The following is a 19386-nucleotide window of genomic DNA, read 5'->3' as shown; positions in this document are numbered from 1 at the left end:
CTGACCGTCCTCACGCTTCGTCTTCTGTTACTCGTACGGTGAATTCGCCCTCGGAGACGCGGGCCCGCAGCTCCTCGCCGCCGGCCACCTCGTCCGCACCGCGCACCACGTGCCCGTCCGGCCTCTGCAGCACCGCGTAGCCCCGCTTCAGGGTGGCCGCGGGGGAGAGCGCCACCACGCGCGCGTGCGTGTGCGTCAGCTCCGACTCGGCGCGGTCGAGGAGGTGGCCGAGGGTGCGGCGGGAGCGCTCGGCCAGCGCCGCGATCTGTTCCTCGCGCTCGTCGACCATGCGGTGCGGGTCCTCTATCGAGGGGCGGGCGAGGGCCGCCGCGAGCCCTCGCTCTTCCCGCTCCAGGAGGGACTCCACGCTGCGCCGCGCCCGGTCCCGCAGCCAGCGCACCCGCTCGTACTCCTCGCCGACGTCCGGCACGACCTTCTTCGCCGCGTCCGTCGGCGTCGAGGCACGCAGGTCGGCCACGTAGTCGAGCAGCGGGTTGTCCGGCTCGTGGCCGATCGCGGAGACGACGGGCGTACGGCAGGAGGACACCGCACGCACCAGCTGTTCGTCGGAGAACGGCAGCAGGTCCTCCACGCTGCCGCCGCCGCGCGCCACGATGATCACGTCGACGTCGTCGAGTGCGTCCAGGTCCTTGACGGCCTGCACCACCTGCGGCACCGCGTGCACGCCCTGCACCGGTACGTTGCGCACCTCGAAGCGGACGGCGGGCCAGCGGCGCCGCGCGTTCTCCAGCACGTCGCGCTCCGCGGCCGAGGCGCGGCCGGAGACCAGGCCGATGAGCTGCGGCAGGAACGGCAGCGGCTTCTTGCGGTCGTCCGCGAAGAGGCCCTCCGCGGCAAGCGCCTTCTTCAACTGCTCCAGGCGCGCGAGCAGTTCACCGACGCCGACCGGGCGGATCTCGGCGGCCCGCAGCGAGAGCTGACCGCGCGGCGCGTACCACTCCGGCTTCGCGTGCACGACGACGCGGGAGCCCTCGCGCACCACGTCCGCCACCGCGTCGAACACCTGGCGGTAGCAGGTCACCGCCACCGAGATCTCGTGCGACGGGTCGCGCAGCGTCAGGAACACGACGCCCGCGCCCGGTCTGCGGGACAGCTGCGTGATCTGACCCTCGACCCACACGGCGCCGAGCCGGTCGATCCATCCCCCGATGAGCCGCGACACCTGGCCGACGGGCAGCGGGGCGTCCGCGGACGTGTTGACAGCCATGCCGTGAGCGTAGTCGCAGGCACCGACAACGCAGGTGGTCCCCGGTGCGGACGCCCTACGCGGCCGAAGACCCGGCAGGCTCGGCGCGGCCCCGCTGCACCGCCAGCACCACGAGCCCGATCGCCAGCCAGATCGCGCCCACCACCTGCGCTGTCGGAGACGCCTCCACGATCACCGCGACGGTGATCGCCGCGCCCAGGACCGGGATCACGACATGCCGCCACCAGCTCACGGCGCCGCCACGGCGACGTACCGCGAAATACCCCACCACGCTCGCGTGCAGCAGCGTGAAGGCCGTCAGGGCGCCGATGTCGACGACCGAGACCAGGTGGTCCATGCCGTCGTCCCGGCTGGCCGCCCAGACCGCCGCGACGAGCGTGATCACCGCGGCGAGCAGCAGCGCCACCCGCGGCACCCCGGCGTACGTCCGCGCGAGCGCCTTCGGCAGCCGCCGGTCGCGGGCCATCGCGAAGAGCAGCCGTCCGGCCGCCGCCTGCCCGGCGAGTGCCGCGAACGCCGCGCCGATCGCCTTGCTCACCGCCACCAGGTCGTGCAGCCACGAGCCGACGGACGCGTCCACGGCGTCGTAGAAGGCGCTGCCCTGCTTTCCGGGGTCGGCGGCGAGCTGCGCCGACGTGGTGGGTTCGAGCAGGGCGACCAAGTAGGTCTGCGCGACGAACAGCACACCCGTGAAGACGAGGCAGAACAGCACCGCCCGCGCGACCTTCGCCGAGCCCCCGGTGACCTCCTCCGCGAACGACGCGATGGCGTCGAAGCCCAGGTAGGAGAGGACCGCGACGGACACCGCCCCGATCACCGCCGACAGCGCGAACGCGCCCTGCGTGCCGTCGCCGGTCAGCGGGGACAGCCAGTCGCGCTGCGGCCCGTCCGTGGCCAGGATCACGATCGCCGAGACCACGAAGACCAGCAGGACCACGATCTCGAGCGCCAGGACCGCGAACCCGACCCGCGCCGCGGCCCGCACGCCCCACAGGTTGAGCAGCGTCGTGATCACCACCGCGAGCGCCGTCCACACCCACTGGGAGACCGAGGGGACGAGCGAGTTCATCGCGATGCCGGCGAAGAGATACGCGACCGCGGGGATCAGTACGTAGTCGAGCATCGCCATCCAGCCGGCGATGAACCCGGGGCCCTTTCCGAGACCCGCGCGCGCGTAGGCGAAGACCGAGCCCGCCTGCGGGGCCACCTGCACCATCTGGGCGTAGCTGAACGCGGTGAACGCCATCGCGATCGTCGCGACGATGTAGACCAGGGCTACCGCGCCGTGCGATTTCGCGTCCAGGGTGCCGAAGACGCCGACGGGCGCCATAGGGGCGATGAAGAGGAGCCCGTAGACCACGAGGTCCCGGAAGCCGAGACTTCGCCGCAGGGCCGTCTCTTCATGCGTGACGTGGGGGGTGTCGGCGGACATCGTGCCTCCGTAGATCGCGCGCAGACTTCCAGTCTCCCCACCGGGACGATCTTTGACCTCCCGGGGTCGCCCTTACGATGGGGAGCATGACTGCAACTCCCGGCCCGCCGCCCGCCACCACCCCAAGCGGAGACGCTCCGCGTCGCAGTGACAACCGCCGCGTCCTGCTCGCCGCCCCCCGGGGTTACTGCGCCGGTGTGGACCGTGCCGTGATCGCCGTCGAGAAGGCCCTCGAGCAGTACGGGGCCCCCATCTACGTCCGCCACGAGATCGTGCACAACAAGTACGTCGTGCAGACCCTGGAGCGGAAGGGCGCCATCTTCGTCGAGCAGACGGAGGAGGTGCCCGAGGGCTCCATCGTGATGTTCTCGGCGCACGGTGTCGCACCGACCGTCCACGAAGAGGCCGAGCGCGGCAAGCTCGCCACCATCGACGCCACCTGCCCCCTGGTGACCAAGGTTCACAAGGAGGCCGTCCGCTACGCCAACGACGACTTCGACATCCTCCTGATCGGGCACGAGGGCCACGAAGAGGTCATCGGCACGTCCGGCGAGGCCCCCGACCACATCACGCTCGTCGACGGCCCCGAGGACGTCGCCAAGGTCGAGGTCCGCGACCCGGAGAAGGTCGTCTGGCTCTCCCAGACCACGCTCTCCGTCGACGAGACGATGGAGACCGTCGACGCCCTCAAGGGCAAGTTCCCGGGACTGATCTCGCCGCCCAGCGACGACATTTGCTACGCGACCCAGAACCGCCAGCTCGCCGTGAAGCAGATGGGCGCCGAGTCCGACCTCGTCATCGTCGTCGGCTCGCGCAACTCCTCGAACTCCGTGCGCCTCGTCGAGGTCGCCAAGCTGGCCGGCGCCCGCGAGGCGTACCTCGTGGACTACGCCTCCGAGATCGACGAGTCCTGGCTCGACGGCGTCACGACCATCGGCGTCACCTCCGGCGCCTCGGTCCCTGACGTGCTCGTCGAGGAGGTCCTGGAGTACCTGTCGAAGCGCGATTTCGCGGACGTGGAGATCGTGAAGGCGGCCGAGGAGTCGATCACGTTCTCGCTGCCCAAGGAGCTCCGCCGGGACCTGCGCGCCGAAGCCGCGACGCTGGTCGGCGAAGCCGGGGAATCCGCTTCCAAGGAGTGACTGTCGGTCCCCCGTCGTAACGTGGAGTCATGCAGATCTTCGGAGTGGACATCGGCGGATCCGGGATCAAGGGCGCCCCGGTCGACCTGGAGCGGGGCGACCTCGCCCAGGAGCGCCACAAGGTGCTGACCCCGCACCCGGCCACGCCCGAGGGCGTGGCCGACGGGGTCAAGCAGGTCATCGAGCACTTCGCCGACGTGCGGCCCGACCGGGTCGGCATCACGTTCCCAGGCGTCATCACCGGCGGCGCCACGGTCCGCACGGCGGCCAACGTCGACAAGAGCTGGATCGACGTGGACGCGCGGGCCCTGCTGAGCGAGAAGCTCGGCGGGCTCCCGGTCACGGTGCTCAACGACGCGGACGCCGCGGGCGTCGCCGAGATGCACTTCGGCGCGGGCCGCGGCCGCAAGGGCACCGTGCTGCTGCTCACCTTCGGTACGGGCATCGGGAGCGCCCTGTTCACCGACGGCGTCCTCGTGCCGAACACGGAACTTGGCCACCTGGAGCTGAACGGGCACGACGCGGAGAAGCACGCCTCCACGAAGGCGCGCGAGGACCACGACCTCAGCTGGGAGCAGTGGGCGCACCGCGTGCAGAAGTACCTGGCGCACGTGGAGATGCTCTGCTCGCCCGAGCTGTTCGTCATCGGCGGCGGGATCAGCCGCAAGGCGCACAAGTTCCTGCCGCTGATCAAGGGCATCAAGGCCGAGATCGTCCCGGCCGAGCTGCAGAACAACGCGGGGATCGTGGGCGCCGCGATGGCGGCATCGCGCGCGTAGAGCCCCCGGGCCAACAGTCCCTAGGCGGTACGACGCCGGGGGCCGGGCGCCTGTGACGAGCGTGAGGCAGCCTTGCCGGCGGACGGCTTGCGGCCACCGGCCCGGCGCACCGCGGCCCGCCGGGCCATGAGCCGCACCTTCCGTACGGTCACGAGCACACCGGTGATGAGCGTCCCGCCGTACAGCCAGATCGCGTTCATGGCGAGCGTCGTCGCGACCCCCATGACCTGCGGCCCGAAGCCGCCGCTGCCCTCGGAGATCGGCACGATGCCGACGGCGAACGCGATCGGCACCACGACCGGCGCCGTCACCAGGTCCGCGCCCCGCACCCACACCGCCGTAAGCCCGCTGACGAGCAGGAACAGCACCCCGTAGACGGCCGGGGAGCCCCCGAACAGCAGTCGGTCGAGGAACCCGAAGACCAGCATGGCGGCGATGCAGAACAGTCCACTGCCCCGCCCCGTGAGCCGTGGGTTCGGGAAGCGAAGGGGGCGGCGTCCGGGAGCCGACCGACCCCCACGGGCGGCGCGGTACACGGTGGCGGACTCACCGGACGGCGCTGCGCCGTCCTGGCCGCCCTGCGCCTGCGGCGGAAGCGGGGCCGTGCGGCGGGGCCGGGCCTGCGGGGATCGCGTCCTGGGTTGCTCCACGAACCCAACATAGATGCGCTTATGTGCCCAATAGCCCAAGGGACACGCACTTTGGCAGAGCTTGACCGCGCTTGGCGGCAGTCGGGCGGGCCGGGCGAGGCCGTAGACTGGTGGATCGCCCTGCCCCACACCACCACATCACGTACGGGAAGTCGCAACGTGTCGCTCACGATCGGAATCGTCGGTCTGCCGAATGTCGGCAAGTCGACCCTGTTCAACGCCCTGACCAAGAACGACGTGCTCGCGGCCAACTACCCGTTCGCCACGATCGAGCCGAACGTCGGCGTGGTCGGTGTCCCGGACGCCCGCCTGACCAAGCTGGCCGAGATCTTCTCCTCGCAGAAGGTGCTCCCGGCCACGGTCGACTTCGTCGACATCGCGGGCATCGTGCGCGGCGCCTCCGAGGGTGAGGGCCTGGGCAACAAGTTCCTGGCGAACATCCGCGAGTCCGACGCGATCTGCCAGGTCATCCGCGCGTTCCAGGACGAGAACGTCGTGCACGTCGACGGCAAGGTCGAGCCCAAGAGCGACATCGAGACGATCAACACCGAGCTGATCCTCGCCGACCTCCAGACCATCGAGAAGGTCCTGCCGCGCCTCCAGAAGGAGTCGCGCATCAAGAAGGACATCGGCCCGAAGGTCAAGGCGGTCGAGGCGGCCAAGGAGATCCTGGAGAAGGGCGAGACGCTGTCCTCCGCGGGCATCGTCCAGGGCTCCGACGCCGAGGAACTCCTCCACGACCTGCACCTCCTCACGACGAAGCCCTTCCTCTACGTCTTCAACGTCGACGAGGACGAGCTCACGGACGAGGCCTTCAAGGACGAGCAGCGCGCCCTCGTCGCGCCCGCCGAGGCGATCTTCCTCAACGCCAAGCTGGAGGCGGACCTCGCCGAGCTCGATGAGGAGGAGGCCCTCGAACTCCTCCAGTCCGTCGGCCAGGAGGAGCCGGGCCTCGCCACGCTGGCCACGGTCGGCTTCAACACCCTGGGCCTCCAGACCTACCTGACGGCGGGCCCGAAGGAGTCCCGCGCCTGGACGATCAAGAAGGGCGCGACGGCCCCCGAGGCGGCCGGTGTCATCCACACCGACTTCCAGAAGGGCTTCATCAAGGCCGAGGTCATCTCCTTCGCCGACCTGGTCGAGACGGGCTCCGTCGCCGAGGCCCGCGCGAAGGGCAAGGCCCGCATGGAGGGCAAGGAGTACGTCATGCAGGACGGGGACGTGGTGGAGTTCCGCTTCAACGTGTGAGTGCGTTTCGCCCCTGGTTCGGCACAGTAAACGTGCGGGCCAGGGGCTTTTCTGTGCGCTGCGGGTGGCGGACGTCGTGGCGTCCTCGGGAACGTTCAGGAGGCCGGGGGTTGTTCGGCGGCATGGGCGTCACGCAGCGCATCGCGGTAATTACTGAGGTATGGTTCAGTGAAATGTACTTCAGCGTTATGGTGAAGGGTTGGGATGGCCGAGAAGCCGGCGCATGTGTTCCACCGGGCGCAGGAGTGGGACGGGCTGTCCGCCTTCGTCGAGCGCGAGAAGCAGGCGGCCATGCTGGGTGTGGTCAGCGGCCGGCGGCGGCAGGGGAAGAGTTTCCTGCTCGAGGCCCTGGTGCGGGAGACGGGAGGGCTGTACTTCGGGGCGACCGAGGCGACGGAGGCGGAGTCGCTGCGGTTGTTCTCGGATGCGCTGGTCCGGCACACGCGTGAGGTGATCGAGTACCCCTTCCGCGACTGGAACGATGCGATTTCCTATCTGTTCCGGCAGTACCGTGGACGGCCGACCCCGGTGGTGATCGACGAGTTTCCGTTCCTGTCCAGGACGTCACCGGCGCTGCCCTCCATCATTCAGCGCGAGTTGGGGCCCGGTGGCAGTGGGCAGGGCAGCCGGGTCCGGCTGCTGCTGTGCGGGTCGGCGATGTCGGTGATGGGCGGGATGCTGTCGGGGCAGGCGCCGCTGCGCGGGCGGGCCGGGCTCGAGATGGTTGTCCAGCCCTTCTCGTACCGGGAGGCAGCCGAGTTCTGGGGCATCGAGGACCCGCGGCTCGCGCTGCTCGTGCACATGGTCGTCGGAGGGACGCCCGCCTATCGTGAGGAGTTCGTCGCCGGTGATGTGCCTGCCGGTCTGGAGGACTTCGACGCCTGGATCCTGCGGACTGTGCTCAACCGGCAGAGTCCGCTGTTCCGTGAGGCCCGCTACCTCTTGGCAGAGGAATCCGACATCAGGGATCCGGCGATCTACCACTCGGTGCTCGCCGCGATCGCGACAGGTAACACGGTCAACGGGGCGATCGCCAGCTACACAGGCCGTAAATCGGACCAGATCGCGCACCCGCTCAACGTGCTCGAGGATTGCGCACTCATCGCGAAGGAGCCCGATCTGTTCCGGGCCGGCCGCGCCCGCTACCGGATCGTGGAACCTCTGGTCACCTTCTACGAGGCGATCATGCGGCGCCGCTGGGCGGAGCTGGAGCGGGGTAGGGGCCAGACCGTCTGGGAGGCCACCAGGCCGACGTTCGACAAGCAGGTGGCAGGGCCGCACTTCGAGGCCGTCTGCCGTGAGTTCGCCGCGGACGCGGAGGCCGAGCTGTTCGGGGGCCACCCGGCCGAGGTCGGTTCCGGCGTGGTCAACGATCCGGCCGGGCGCAGCCAGATCGAAATCGACGTGGTCGTGCTCGCGGCTCAGGAACCGAGCGCGCCGCGCAGGATTCTGTCCCTTGGCGAGGCCAAATGGGGCGAGGTGATGGGACACGGTCATGTGCACCGGCTCGAGCGGGCCCGGGAGCTCCTCGCGAGCAAGGGCTACGACACGCGTGACACCGTGCTGGCCTGTTACTCAGGGGCGGGGTTCACTGCCGAACTGAGCGCCGAACGGCGCCCGGACCTCGCCCTGGTCGGCCTCGATCGGCTTTACGCCGACCAGGGGCGACCGTAGCGTTTGTGTGACCGTGGGGCCGTCCCGTTCTCGGGGCGGCCCCGTTCGCGTGCCCGGGGGCAACGTCGAACGATGCGGGCGGAATTGGCCCGTTCGCCAGTGAGGTGACGATGGCCGCGCGGTGGTGGAGGGGTGAAGGCGTAGTTGTGTCGTGGGTGCCTTCTCGCGCGGGACCTGCGGCGTCGGAATCCCCGGGGGTGCCGGTGTCCGTGTGGGGCGTGGGCGGACGGGTGGGCCTGATTGCTTCGCCTGCGGCCGGGGCGCATTGACATCCCGGCTCGCTTGTCGTGAGCATCACAGGCGACCAACTGGGGGTAATCGTGCGTAAAAGACAACGGGGCTCCATAGTCTCGCGCCGGACCAGAATGCTCGCGGGGGCCGTGCTCGGGCTCCTGTTGGTGGGGACGGCCACGGCCTCACCCGCGGCGGCGGCCTCGCCCGATCCGTCGGGGAAGACGGAAGTCCGGGCGACGATCCGCGTACTCGACGACCTTCCCGCCTCCTCCTTCACCGCACCCGGCGTTGATGACGACGGCCTGTCCGCACCGCCCGCCAAGAAGTTCTTCGCGAAGCAGCCCGAAGACGCGGGCCAGGCAGGGCCCTTGGTCGATCCGCCGATACCTTCTCCCTCGCAGTCGATCACGCCCGAGGAATGTCTCGGCCACGACAGCTCGTTCTCCGGCGCGGGTTGGGCCAAGGGACGGTTCGCGAGCTGCCAGGGCAAACGTCTGTGGGTGCAGAAGGTGGACTGCCTGATCGGTGACTGGTTCTGCAGCGTCGTCGGCAACGCCTACGCCGACATGGCCGTCATCCACTACACGAAGAACGACAGCGACTTCCGGGACATCCTGGAGGTCACCTACGTCGGCAACTGGCGCGTGACAGGCGACGTCAGCGGCGTCCCGCTGACGATCCGCAGCACCTGCGACGTGACCTCCGGCGGTGGCTCGTGCAGCCGTGACTCCGGCGGCACCACACGCTCGGTGGACAGTTGGGTCGCCGGGGGCACTTCCTTCGAGTACGCGAGCTTCGCCCAGGACGGCGGCGCCGCCCCGAACGCGCTCGCCACGGCGGACCTGCGGTGGGTCGCCACCGTGGTCAGCGACATCGGGCCGAGCACCCAGCGCAGCGACCCGAGCCAGGCGCGCTGCGACCGCGCGAGCTACTTGCTGCGCTCGGGTGCGGGGCAGGGCTGCGTGTTCCCCTGGGCCCCGATCCCGACCTGGACCGTCAACAAGTCGCAGAGCCCGCAGACCGCCCAGAACATCTGGGAGGCCCAGAACAATCCCAACGCCACCCAGCCACCGTCGAGTCGGCTCAAGGCCATCCCGGCCGTGCTGCACCGCACGGCGAACGCCACGGAAATCCGGCGCCACCGCGGAGTCGCCGGACGGGCCTGCACCACCTTCTTCCCGGGCAAGTACCCGGCGCCGAACACCGACTGCGACGAGTACCCGATGGCCTCGACGCGAGAAGGCTCGGTCAACAAGGCGGACGGCGTGCGCGACTATGTCGTCAAACCCATCAACAGCACCGACAACCAGGACGCGGGCAGGGATCTGAACCGCTTCTACGCGGCCCAGCGCATCATGGGCAGCGACGGATGGAACGACGCCTTCCAGGTTCGCGTCCCATGAGTACGTCCACGAGTACGTTCATGAGTACGTTCATGGGCACACCCTTCCGGTAGCCCGGAGGGGGCAGCCTTGACCGTGCGGTGGTGGGGCGGCCACGGTGGCCGCCCCACCACCGCACACCCTCGCGCCCAGGGAGCCGCCCGTGTCGACCGTCCACGACGACACTTCCCCGTCCGGACCGCGCGGCCCCATCGCCGACGCGGCCGGACTCGTCTTCGTCGAAGACCGCATGTTCCGGCTCAGCGACCCGTGCGCGGGCCCGCTGCACCCCGCACCCACCCCCACCGAGGACACCCCTGTCACCACCGGCACGGGCCCGGACCTCGCCGTCTTCCTCAGCGCGCTGGAGGACGCGGACGTAGCGGCCGTACTCGAACTGTGGCAGGCCCCGGGGCCCGAGCCGGAAGGGCCGTGGGAGCTGCAGGTCTCCTACGAGATCGAGGTGGCCGGCCCCGAACTCGCCCTGGTCTCCGGTGTGTCCGCGCTCGGCACGGACTGCGTACTGCCCGTCCCGGCCGGCACCTACACCCTCGAGGCCCGCTGCCGTGGCCGCGCCGCCGCCCGCGAGGCCTTCGCGGCGTGGCTCACCGCGGAGGACGAGGACGACGCGGACCCGGACCCTCCCACGGGCCTCGAGCACTGGCACGTGCGCCTGCACCCCGCATGACGCCGCCCGGCGTTCCGTACGTCCGTCACCGGGCCGCCCCGTCGCGTGCCGAGCGGCGGGCCGACAGCAGGCCCGCCGAGCCCACGAGCAGCAGCACCACGATCGTGCCCAGGGTGAAGGTTTCGAAAGTGGTGCGGGAGACGCCCCAGACGGCCATGAAGTCGTAGTCGATGCCGAAGACCGACTCCAGGACGCCGGGGAAGAGGGCCGCCCAGGAGCCGACCAGGATCCAGGCGTAGACGAGGGCCGCGCAGACCATGAAGCCCCGGTTGCCGAACGGGACTTGGTAGGGGCGGGGGACCTCGGGGCGGCGCAGGCGCAGGACCACCAGGGCGGGGACGACCAGGAGGTAGGAGAGCAGAAGGGTTGTCACCGCCACCGTCAGGACGACGCTGAAGATCGCGCCCGTGTCGCCCTTCACCAGTTGCATCGCCGCGAGCATGAACACCGTGGCCACCGCGCCGGAGAGCAGGTTCGTGCGGACAGGGGTGCCGAGCTTCGGGTGGAAGGCGCCCAGCGCGCGGCTGAAGAAGCCGCCGTCGGCCGCGGCCATCGCCTGCATGCGGTCGCTGACGATCATCCACGCGCTGCCCTGCGTGAGGAGGGCGAAGACGAACATCACCGCCGTGAGGGTGAGGAGCGGGCCCGCCGCCGGGCCGTAGACGCCGAAGACCAGGCGGACGCCCTCCATGAAACCGCCGATGCCGGTGACCTTGGAGGCGGGGACCACGGCCAGGAGGGCCAGGACCGGGAGCAGGTAGCAGGCCGCCGCGATCGTCGCCGAGCGGCCGAGCGCCGCGGGGACGTCGCGCTGCGGGTCGTGCATCTCCTCGCCCGCCGCGTTCGGCGCCTCGAACCCCACGTAGGCGAAGAGCAGGATGGGGACGAGGGCGAGGAAGCCGGCGGTCGTGGGGGTGAAGTGGGCGGAGGACAGGCCCTTGAAGCCGTGCTCCGCCCCGTACAGGATCGCGGTGACCGTGAAGAGGGCCAGCGAGAGGACCTTCACCGCCGCGCCCGCCGTCGTGATCCACTTGCCGCGGCTGAGCGAGACGATCGCCGTGAGGATCGCGATCCACACGAAGAGCAGCTTGAACGTGTAGTCGGGATACGTTCCCGAACCCAGGTGGAAGACGAAGCCGTCCCAGGTCTCGGCGGCGAGGAAGACCAGCGAACCGCCCAGCCAGATCGGGTTGGTGACCCAGTAGAAGAGCGTCGTGAGCGCCGCGGCCGGGCGGCCGAGGGCCAGTTTCACCCAGACGTACGGGCCGCCCTCCTGCGGGAACGCGGCGCCGGTCTCGGCGAAGATCAGGGCGTACGGGATGAGGAAGAAGACGGCGATGGCGGCCGTCCACGTGGCGGCCTCGCCGCCGCCGGTGGCGATCTGGCCGATGGTGTCGAAGGAGATCACGGCGGCGACGGCCATCGCCGTGATGTCGAAGCGTTTCAGGCTGCGCCGCAGGTTCGAGTCGGAGGCGGCGTCGGTGGGCGGTGTCTGTGGTGTCTGTGGCTCTGCGGAGGGGACGTTCGTCGACACGGGCAGTTCCTAGGGCGGGAGTCGGGGACTGCGAGCGGTGTGCGGGCCGGCCATGTGGGCCGGGGCCCGGCGGCGTACTGCCGGGCCCCGTTCTGTCATGCCTACCGGATCCCGCCGGAGGCGTCCGTGCGCTCCAGTACGCCGCGCAGCGCCGAGGCAACCTCCTTGGTTTCCGTCTCCGTCATGATCAGGGGCGGGGACAGGACCAGGCTGTGTGCGGAGTCGCGGACGATGACTCCGGTCTCGCGGCGGATCACGTCGTGCGGCATCCGGTCGGGGTCGAGGGGGAGCGGGGCGCGCGTCGTGCGGTCCGCGACCAGTTCCACCGCGAGCATCATGCCCACCGAGCGGATCTCGCCGACGATCGGCAAGTCGCCCAGCTGGGCGGCGAGTTCGGAGTGGAGTGTCGCGCCGATCGTCTTCGCGCGCGCCAGCAGTCCCTCGTTCTCGATGATGTCGAGGTTGGCGAGGGCGACGGCGGTCGCGACCGGGTGGCCGTTGTACGTGTAGCCCATGGGGAAGCCGTGGTCCCGCAGGAGGACTTCCGCGACCCGGTCGGCGACCATCAGCGCGCCCAGCGGTACGTAGCCGGAGGTGATGCCCTTGGCGGTGACGATGATGTCCGGGGTGACGTCGAAGTACTGGGCGGCGAACCACTCGCCCACGCGGCCGTACGCGGTGACGACCTCGTCGAAGATGAGCAGGATGCCGTGCTGGTCGAGCACCTCGCGGACGCGCGGCCAGTAGTCGGCCGGCGGGACCAGCATGCCGCCGACGCCCATGATGGGCTCGCCGATCATCGCGGCGATGTTGTCCGCGCCGATCTCCGCGATGCGTGCTTCGAGTTCGCGGATCAGGAAGTCGGTCACCTCTTGTGGAGACACAGCCTCGCCGTTGTACAGGTCCGTGCGGTACGGCCACGGCGGCGTGAGGTGCGAGACGTGCGGCATCATCGGGGCGAAGCCCTCGTGGTAGAGCGGGAAACCGGTGGCCGAGCCGCCGCCGTAGCCGATGCCGTGGTACGCCTTGTCGCGCGCCAGGATCCAGGTGCGGTTCGTGTCGCCGCGGCGGTGGTGGTAGTAGCGGGCCATCTTGATGGCCGCCTCGTTGCCCTCCGATCCGCCGGACGTGAAGTAGACGTGGTTCAGCGGGTCCGGCGCCAACCCGGCGAGCCGGGTGGCGAGTTGGATCGCCCGGTCGTTGGAGAACTCCCAGAAGCTCGTGAAGTACTCCAGCTTCTTCATCTGCTCGTGGGCGACGTCCGCCAGGTCCTCGCGGCCGTGCCCGACCTGCGCCAGCCACAGGCCGCCGGTGGCGTCGAGGTAGCTGCGGCCCTCGGTGTCGGTGAGCCGGCAGCCGGAGCCGGACTCCATGATCACCCGCTCCTCGGCGGAGCCGGGGAGATAGGGGTGGATGATGTGGGCGCGGTCGGCCGCCAGGAGTTCCTGGTGCTGCTGCGGGTTCATGGAGGGGATCCCTTCGTGCGTACGGAGTTCAGGCTGCGGGTGACGTGAGGTCGAGGGCGGCGAGGGCCAGGGCCTTCGCCGTGTCGAGGAGGTCGTCGACCTCGATGTACTCGTCGATGGTGTGGAGGGTCGGGGAGCCGTCGGGCCGGGTCGCGGTCGGGCCCAGGCAGACGGCGGGGGTGTCGGCGAGGCGGGTGAGGGTGGCGGCGTCGGTCCAGGACGGTTCGCCGAGGATGCGGGGCCCCCGGCCGAGGGAGCCCGACGCGGCCTCAAGTGCCTTCACCACCGCGGTGGTTCGGGCGACCTCGGCCGGGGGCAGTTCGGTGTCCCAGGAGATACGGGGCGGGTGCGCGGCCAGCCAGCCGTCGGCGGCGCAGGCCTCCCGTACGGCAGCCTCGATCTCGGCCCGCACCCCGCTCGCCCAGCCTCCGGCGTCGGCCTGCGCCGGAAGGTACGTGACGTCCAGGCAGACCTCGCACGAGGCGGGATACGTCACCCACCACTCGCCGCCCTTGATGGTGGTCGGCACGATCGAGGGCGGCGGAAGGAGCGGGTGGACGTGGGCCGGGTCGACGGCCCAGCGCTCGCGCAGCGCCTGGAGCGCGGTCAGGGCGGGGAGCGTCTTCTCGATCGCGTTGACCGCGCCGCCGGTCCGCCAGTCGCCGGGCGGGTACTCGGCGTGCCCCGGCCGCCCGTCGACGGTCAACGTGCCGCCCAGGATGCCGCGTTGGGCGGTCACCACGTCCAGGTCGGTGGGCTCGGGGACGATCGCCGCGTCGGCCTTCACCCCGTACGCGAGCGAGGCGAGGGTCCCGGCGCCGTTCCACTCCTCGTCGGTGACGGTGTTGATCAGCAGGTCGCCGGGGAGCCGGACGCCGAGTGCGGCGAGGGTCTCGGCGGCGATCACCATGGCGGCGATGCCGCCCTTCATGTCGCAGGTGCCGCGCCCGTACAGCCGCCCTTCACGGACCTCGGCGCGGAACGGGTCGCTGGTCCACTCCCCGCGGGGCTCCGCCGAGACGACGTCGATGTGGCCGTTGAACAGCAGCGAGCGGCCGCCGCCGGTGCCGGGGAAGCGGGCGACCAGCTGCGGGCGCCCGTCGAAGCCGAGGCCGTCCGGCGTCTGCGGGGAGCGCGGCAGGTCGGAGGGCTTGGGGGTGACCACGTCGACCGTGGCGCCCGCCGCCCGGAGCCGGTCCGCGAGGTGGTCCTGGAGGTCGTGCTCGGCGCGGTGCCGCTCGTCGGCGGAGCCGCGCACAGTGGTGTCGAAGGCGACGAGCTCCGACGTGAGGGCCACCGAGTCGTCTCGGCGGCGGTCGAGTTCGGCCAGGATCCGCTTCGTGTCCTGCGTACTCATCCGTATGCCACCCATGTCGTCTTGAGGCCCGTGTATTTGTCGAAGGCGTGCAGCGACAGGTCGCGGCCGTAGCCGGACTGCTTGAAGCCGCCGAAGGGGGTCATCGGTGACAGCGCGTCGACCGTGTTCACCGAGACCGTGCCCGCCTGGAGGGCGTCCGCCGTGCGGTGGGCGCGGGTCAGGTCGCGGGTCCAGACGGAGGCCGCGAGTCCGTACGGGGAGTCGTTGGCGAGGCGGACCGCCTCCGCCTCCGTGTCGAAGGAGTGCACGGTGAGGACCGGGCCGAAGACCTCCTCGCGGGCCAGCGGGGCGTCCGGGGCGAGGCCGGTGACGATTGTCGGGTGGACGTAGGCGCCGGCCCGGTCGGGCCGGGTGCCGCCGCAGACAACCGTGCCGCCGGACTCGGCGACCGCCTTGGTCACGCGGACGGCCTGGGCCTCGTCGACGAGCGGGCCGAGCGTCGTGGCGGGGTCGAGCGGGTCACCGGGGGCGAACGCGGCGGCACAGGCGGCGACGCGCGCCGTGAACTCCTCCGCCACCGAACGCTCCACGAGCAGCCGGGTGTTGGCCGAGCAGACCTGCCCGGAGTTGTAGGCGAACCCCGAAGCGGCCTGCTCGGCCGCCGCGTCCAGGTCGGCGTCGGCGAACACGATGTTCGGGCTCTTGCCGCCCGCCTCCGGCCACACCTGCTTGAGGTTGGACTCGGCGGCGTAGGCCAGGAAGCGGCGGGCGGTCGCCGTGGAGCCGGTGAAGGCGAGGGTGTCCACGTCGTCGTGCCGGCCGAGTGCCTGGCCCGCGCGCTCGCCGAGGCCGGGAACGACGCTCAGGACACCTGCCGGGAGCCCGGCCTCCATGGCGAGTTCGGCCAGCAGGAGGGCGGACAGCGGGGACTGCTCGGCGGGCTTCAGTACGACGCTGTTGCCGGCCGCGAGTGCGGGCGCCAGCTTCCAACTCGCCATGTCCAGCGGGAAGTTCCACGGCACGACCGCGCCGACGACACCGAGCGGTACGCGTCGTACGAGGGCCAGGTTGCCGGGCGGCGCCGGGGCCACCTCGTCGTACAGCTTGTCGGCGGCCTCCGCGTACCAGGCGAAGACGCCGGCCGCGCCGGGGACGTCGGTGCCGAAGGTCTCGGCGATCGGCTTGCCCATGTCGAGGGTGTCGAGGAGGGCCAGCTCACGGCCGTGTTCCGTGATGAGTTCGGCGAGCCGGAGCAGGACGTGCTTGCGGGTCGCGGCGTCCGCGCGTGACCAGTCGCCGGCCTCGAAGCTGCGGCGCGCGGCGCGCACGGCGGCGTCGACGTCCGCGGTGTCGCAGGAGGCGACCTCAGCGGTGGTGCGTCCGGTGGCCGGGTCGACGGTCGCGAAGGTGGCGCCGGAGGCCGCGTCGCGCCAGTCGCCGTCGATGAACGCACGGGTGCGGAAGGTGAGTTGACCGGCGAGGCTCGCCCAGTCCTGGTGCGTGTACGTCATGCTGCGGGCACTCCTGTGCTGGTCGGTGCGGGGTCGGGTGCGGGGGTGGAGGGGCGGCGGCGCGCGCCACGGGCCGCGAGGATCCAGTAGAGGGGGACGGTGACGACCAGGCCGGCGATCCAGCCGAGGTCGGTGTCGCCGAGGGCGTGCGCCAGCGGCCCGGTGTAGAGGGACTGCGCCATGAACGGGATCTCGGCGAGGATGCCGATCGCGTAGACGGCGAGCGCCGTGACGTTCCACCGGCCGTAGACGCCGCCGTCGCGGGCGAAGAAGGACGGCACGTCGTAGTCGCCGTGCCGAATCAGGTAGAAGTCGACGAGGTTGATCGCCGTCCAGGGGATCAGGACGTACTGGAGTACGTAGATCAGGTTGAGGTAGTTGTTCATGAAGCTGTCGGCGAGGGCCAGGGCGAGGACGACCGAGAGGGCCGTCAGGACCGCGCCGATGACCGCACGGCCCGTGGCGCGGGGCAGCCAGCGGTGGGCGAAGGTCTGCACGGCGGTGACGGCGCAGAGCACGGCCCCGTACAGGTTCATGGAGTTGGTCAGCATCGTGACCAACGCGAAGCTCCAGAGCGTGAGTTGGCCGAGCACGGAGCCCAGGAGGTGGTTGAGCGCCGCGATCGGGTCGCCGTTCCCCGCGATGCCGATCGCCGCGCCGACGACCATGGGGATGACGCTGCCGAGGACACAGCCCGCGTACGTGCACCACAGCGTCGAGCGGACGCCTGACCGGTGGGCGGGCATGTAGCGGGAGTAGTCGGAGACGTAGGGCGCGTAGGCGATCTGCCAGAGCGCGCCGACGGACACCATCCCGAGGAAGCCGGCGAGGCTGAATCCGCCGGTGGTCAGGAAGTCCGAGGGCAGGCCGCCGGTGAACAGGTAGACCGCGCCGATGATCTGGATCGCGCCGAACGCCCAGGTCGTCCACGCGCCGATCCGGTGCATCAGGCGGTAGCCGACGACCGCGACCACGAGGCTGATCGCCGCGCACAGCAGCACGCCGGTGCGCTCGCCGACCGGGGTGACCTGGCCAAGCGACTGCGCGCCCACGACCAGGTTCGACGCGAAGAAGCCCTGGTACATGACGATCACGACGAGCACCACCGCGAGGGCGCCTACGCTGCCGAACTGGCCGCGGCTCTGGATCATTTGGGGCACCCCGAGCTGCGGGCCCTGCGCCGAGTGCAGTGCCATCAGGAAGCCGCCGCCGAGGTGGCCGACGAGCAGGGCGGCCAGGCTCCAGTAGAAGGAGAGGCCGAAGGCGGTGGGTGCGAGGGCGCCGGTGACCACCGTGAGCGGGCCGAGGTTCGCGCTGAACCAGATGGTGAACAGGTCCCGGGTGCGGCCGTGGCGTTCGTCGGCCGGGACCACGTCGATGGTGCGGCGTTCGATGCGTTCGGGCGCGGGGGCCGTGGTGTCGCCGGGCGTGCGCGCTGGCTGACCGTCCATGTCGCCTCCGTGAGTTCTTTGAGGCGAGAGTCAAACAATTGGCGCGGGACCCGTCAATGGGTTCTTCCGGATCAGCTTGATTTATCTGAACCACGTAACAGAGAATTAACCGCATGGGAAAACCGGGGAGACCGAAGAACCAGACCGCCCGGCGCTCGGCCCTCGTGGACGCGGCGGGGCGGGCCATCACGGAGCGGGGCCTCGAAGGCCTGCGCATCAAGGACATCGCGGCGGAGGCCGGCATGTCCGCGGGCTCGGTCCTCTACTACTACCCGGAGCTGGACGAGCTGGTCCTGGAGGTGCACCGGGGTGCGGTCGAGCGCTTCCTGGCGGCGCGGCACGCGGTCACCGACGAGGTGGCCGACCCGGTGGCGCGGCTGCGCGCGTTGATCGCCTCCGGCCTTCCGGCCGCCCCCGACGACGCCACGCACGGGCTGCTGTTCGAGCTGCACGGTCGGGCCGATCGCAGTGCCGGGCACGCCGAGTTGATGGCGTCACTGTTCGCCAGCGAGGTGGGGCTCTACACCACGGCGCTCGAAGTGGGCTCCGCGACGGGGGAGTTCACGCTGACGGCGGCCGTGGGCGACCTGGCGAGGAACCTGGTGGCGCTGGAGGACGGCTTCGGCCTGCACATCGTGAGCCGCAACGCCGCGCTGACGCGGGCGGAGGCCCAGCGGCTGATCCGGGTGCAGGCGCGGGCGGTTACAGGTTGCCCGAATCTGTAACACCATCGGCGGCGCTCTCCCGCAGTACGTCCATCACCGCGCGGGCCCGCGCGCTCTGCGTCATGCCGCCCAGCGTGGCGATCCTGACCTCCAACGGGCGCCCGGCGTCCCGGAGTTCGAGCTCCGCGATCTCGCCGCCGCCATAGGTCACACCCGTCGCGGGGCGCTGGTTGAGCACGGAGTAGCCGAGGCCGCGGGCCACCATGGAGCGCACGGTCTCGTAGCTGCGGGTGCGGTAGCGGACGTCGGGGGCGGTGCCGGTGGCGGCGACGAGGGAGCGGAAGTAGTCGCGGCTGTGCGGGAGGTCGAGGAGGACGAGCGGCTCCGTGGACAGGTCGGCGAGGGACACGCTGCCCCGGCCGGCCAGTGGGTGGCCGGCCGCGACGATGACGTAGGCGGGGGCGCGGGCGATCGTCTCGCTGCGCAGCTCCGGCTCGGTGGACAGACCCAGGTCGTACGTGAGGGCGAAGTCGATGCGGCCGGTCGTCAGGGCCCCGACGAGGTCGTCCGCCTCCGCCTCCACCACGTCGATCTCGATGCCCGGGTGGCGGCGCGTGCACTCGCTGAACAGGCGCGGCAGATAGTACGGCGCCAGCGTCACGAAGCAGCCGACCGTCACGGGCCCGGACAGTTCCGCGCCGTCGCCCCGCGCCTCCCGCTCGACCTCTCGCGCGCGGGCGAGGAGGTCCCGGCCCTGTGCCCGCAGCCGTTCCCCCGCGGGGGTCAGGGTCAGGCCCCGGCCCCTGCGGCGGATGAACAGCTGCACCTGGAGGTCGCGCTCCAGGTTGTGGATGGCGGCGGACACGGCGGACTGCGCGATGTGCAGCTCCGCCGACGCCTCCGTCATCGAGCCGCGCTCGGCGGCGACCAGGAAGTAGCGCAGCTGAACGAGCGTGAAGCCGAGCGGTGCCATCATGCGAGCGA

At 70.8% G+C, this 19386-nt stretch carries 16 protein-coding genes; 7 read left to right on the top strand and 9 right to left on the bottom strand.

From position 1 onward, the window contains the following. Positions 1 to 10 precede the first annotated feature (10 nt). Both xseA and ACWD2L_RS14170 read right to left on the bottom strand, forming a co-directional pair. Positions 11 to 1228, bottom strand: coding sequence for an exodeoxyribonuclease VII large subunit (gene xseA, locus ACWD2L_RS14175; RefSeq protein WP_351344654.1), 1218 nt, complete (start codon positions 1226 to 1228; stop codon positions 11 to 13). A 55-nt stretch (positions 1229 to 1283) separates the two neighbouring features. Then, positions 1284 to 2660, bottom strand: a complete 1377-nt coding sequence (locus ACWD2L_RS14170; RefSeq protein WP_351344657.1) for an APC family permease — start codon at positions 2658 to 2660, stop codon at positions 1284 to 1286. Positions 2661 to 2737: 77 nt separating this feature from the next. Between ACWD2L_RS14170 and ACWD2L_RS14165 the strand changes: the two genes are divergently transcribed. Continuing rightward, positions 2738 to 3802 carry a 4-hydroxy-3-methylbut-2-enyl diphosphate reductase gene (locus ACWD2L_RS14165; protein ID WP_451189637.1) on the top strand — a complete coding sequence of 355 codons (1065 nt, stop codon included), beginning with the start codon at positions 2738 to 2740 and terminating at the stop codon, positions 3800 to 3802. A 29-nt stretch (positions 3803 to 3831) separates the two neighbouring features. Further along, positions 3832 to 4581, top strand: coding sequence for a polyphosphate--glucose phosphotransferase (ppgK, locus tag ACWD2L_RS14160; RefSeq protein WP_351344663.1), 750 nt, complete (start codon positions 3832 to 3834; stop codon positions 4579 to 4581). A gap of 20 nt (positions 4582 to 4601) precedes the next feature. Here the strand turns inward: ppgK and ACWD2L_RS14155 are convergent, their stop codons facing one another. Beyond that, complete coding sequence (locus ACWD2L_RS14155) at positions 4602 to 5231, bottom strand: DUF6542 domain-containing protein (RefSeq protein WP_351344665.1); 630 nt, start codon at positions 5229 to 5231, stop codon at positions 4602 to 4604. A 159-nt stretch (positions 5232 to 5390) separates the two neighbouring features. On the opposite strand from ACWD2L_RS14155, the gene ychF reads away from it, so the two are divergent. From ychF to ACWD2L_RS14135, 4 genes are all read left to right on the top strand, one after another. After that, positions 5391 to 6479 carry a redox-regulated ATPase YchF gene (ychF, locus tag ACWD2L_RS14150; protein ID WP_351344668.1) on the top strand — a complete coding sequence of 363 codons (1089 nt, stop codon included), beginning with the start codon at positions 5391 to 5393 and terminating at the stop codon, positions 6477 to 6479. Positions 6480 to 6683: 204 nt separating this feature from the next. Then, positions 6684 to 8153: an AAA family ATPase gene (locus tag ACWD2L_RS14145; RefSeq protein WP_351344671.1), complete on the top strand. Its 1470-nt coding sequence runs from the start codon at positions 6684 to 6686 to the stop codon at positions 8151 to 8153. 380 nt (positions 8154 to 8533) lie between these two features. Continuing rightward, positions 8534 to 9790 (top strand): NucA/NucB deoxyribonuclease domain-containing protein, encoded by a 1257-nt coding sequence (locus tag ACWD2L_RS14140; protein WP_351344674.1) that lies wholly within the window; start codon positions 8534 to 8536, stop codon positions 9788 to 9790. 142 nt (positions 9791 to 9932) lie between these two features. Beyond that, positions 9933 to 10457, top strand: a complete 525-nt coding sequence (locus tag ACWD2L_RS14135) for a hypothetical protein (protein ID WP_351341540.1) — start codon at positions 9933 to 9935, stop codon at positions 10455 to 10457. 25 nt (positions 10458 to 10482) lie between these two features. Here the strand turns inward: ACWD2L_RS14135 and ACWD2L_RS14130 are convergent, their stop codons facing one another. The 5 genes from ACWD2L_RS14130 to ACWD2L_RS14110 form a co-directional block, all read right to left on the bottom strand. Continuing rightward, entirely contained in the window at positions 10483 to 11991 is a 1509-nt protein-coding gene (locus ACWD2L_RS14130; protein ID WP_351341537.1) for an APC family permease, read from the bottom strand. Between the two features lie 101 nt (positions 11992 to 12092). Beyond that, complete coding sequence (locus ACWD2L_RS14125; protein ID WP_351341534.1) at positions 12093 to 13457, bottom strand: aminotransferase family protein; 1365 nt, start codon at positions 13455 to 13457, stop codon at positions 12093 to 12095. A gap of 28 nt (positions 13458 to 13485) precedes the next feature. Next, the gene (locus ACWD2L_RS14120; protein WP_351341531.1) at positions 13486 to 14814 is read right to left on the bottom strand and encodes a M20 family metallopeptidase; all 1329 of its coding nucleotides are present in this window, start codon (positions 14812 to 14814) and stop codon (positions 13486 to 13488) included. Beyond that, positions 14811 to 16286, bottom strand: coding sequence for an aldehyde dehydrogenase family protein (locus ACWD2L_RS14115; protein ID WP_351341528.1), 1476 nt, complete (start codon positions 16284 to 16286; stop codon positions 14811 to 14813). Before ACWD2L_RS14115 ends, ACWD2L_RS14120 begins: the two co-directional genes overlap by 4 nt. Continuing rightward, positions 16283 to 17737 (bottom strand): purine-cytosine permease family protein, encoded by a 1455-nt coding sequence (locus ACWD2L_RS14110; protein WP_351341526.1) that lies wholly within the window; start codon positions 17735 to 17737, stop codon positions 16283 to 16285. The genes ACWD2L_RS14115 and ACWD2L_RS14110 overlap by 4 nt, the downstream gene beginning before the upstream one ends. Positions 17738 to 17850: 113 nt before the next feature. Between ACWD2L_RS14110 and ACWD2L_RS14105 the strand changes: the two genes are divergently transcribed. Beyond that, on the top strand, positions 17851 to 18462 hold the full coding sequence (locus tag ACWD2L_RS14105) for a TetR/AcrR family transcriptional regulator (protein ID WP_351341524.1): 612 nt from the start codon (positions 17851 to 17853) through the stop codon (positions 18460 to 18462). On the opposite strand, the gene ACWD2L_RS14100 is transcribed toward ACWD2L_RS14105, so the two are convergent. Beyond that, positions 18440 to 19378 carry a LysR substrate-binding domain-containing protein gene (locus ACWD2L_RS14100; RefSeq protein WP_351341522.1) on the bottom strand — a complete coding sequence of 313 codons (939 nt, stop codon included), beginning with the start codon at positions 19376 to 19378 and terminating at the stop codon, positions 18440 to 18442. The genes ACWD2L_RS14105 and ACWD2L_RS14100 overlap by 23 nt on opposite strands. Between the last annotated feature and the right edge of the window lie 8 nt (positions 19379 to 19386).

It is taken from the genome of Streptomyces sp. NPDC002754 (genome assembly GCF_053592315.1).
This window is presented reverse-complemented; position numbering and strand designations above follow the sequence as displayed.

Bases quoted from the DNA above. Each gene is read 5' to 3' on its own strand.
- ppgK (WP_351344663.1), top strand. From the start codon at position 3,832: ATGCAGATCTTCGGAGTGGACATCGGCGGATCCGGGATCAAGGGCGCC.
- ACWD2L_RS14100 (WP_351341522.1), bottom strand. From the start codon at position 19,378: ATGATGGCACCGCTCGGCTTCACGCTCGTTCAGCTGCGCTACTTCCTG.
- ACWD2L_RS14120 (WP_351341531.1), bottom strand. From the start codon at position 14,814: ATGAGTACGCAGGACACGAAGCGGATCCTGGCCGAACTCGACCGCCGC.
- xseA (WP_351344654.1), bottom strand. From the start codon at position 1,228: ATGGCTGTCAACACGTCCGCGGACGCCCCGCTGCCCGTCGGCCAGGTG.
- ACWD2L_RS14165 (WP_451189637.1), top strand. From the start codon at position 2,738: ATGGGGAGCATGACTGCAACTCCCGGCCCGCCGCCCGCCACCACCCCA.
- ACWD2L_RS14145 (WP_351344671.1), top strand. From the start codon at position 6,684: ATGGCCGAGAAGCCGGCGCATGTGTTCCACCGGGCGCAGGAGTGGGAC.
- ACWD2L_RS14105 (WP_351341524.1), top strand. From the start codon at position 17,851: ATGGGAAAACCGGGGAGACCGAAGAACCAGACCGCCCGGCGCTCGGCC.
- ACWD2L_RS14170 (WP_351344657.1), bottom strand. From the start codon at position 2,660: ATGTCCGCCGACACCCCCCACGTCACGCATGAAGAGACGGCCCTGCGG.
- ACWD2L_RS14115 (WP_351341528.1), bottom strand. From the start codon at position 16,286: ATGACGTACACGCACCAGGACTGGGCGAGCCTCGCCGGTCAACTCACC.
- ACWD2L_RS14125 (WP_351341534.1), bottom strand. From the start codon at position 13,457: ATGAACCCGCAGCAGCACCAGGAACTCCTGGCGGCCGACCGCGCCCAC.
- ACWD2L_RS14110 (WP_351341526.1), bottom strand. From the start codon at position 17,737: ATGGACGGTCAGCCAGCGCGCACGCCCGGCGACACCACGGCCCCCGCG.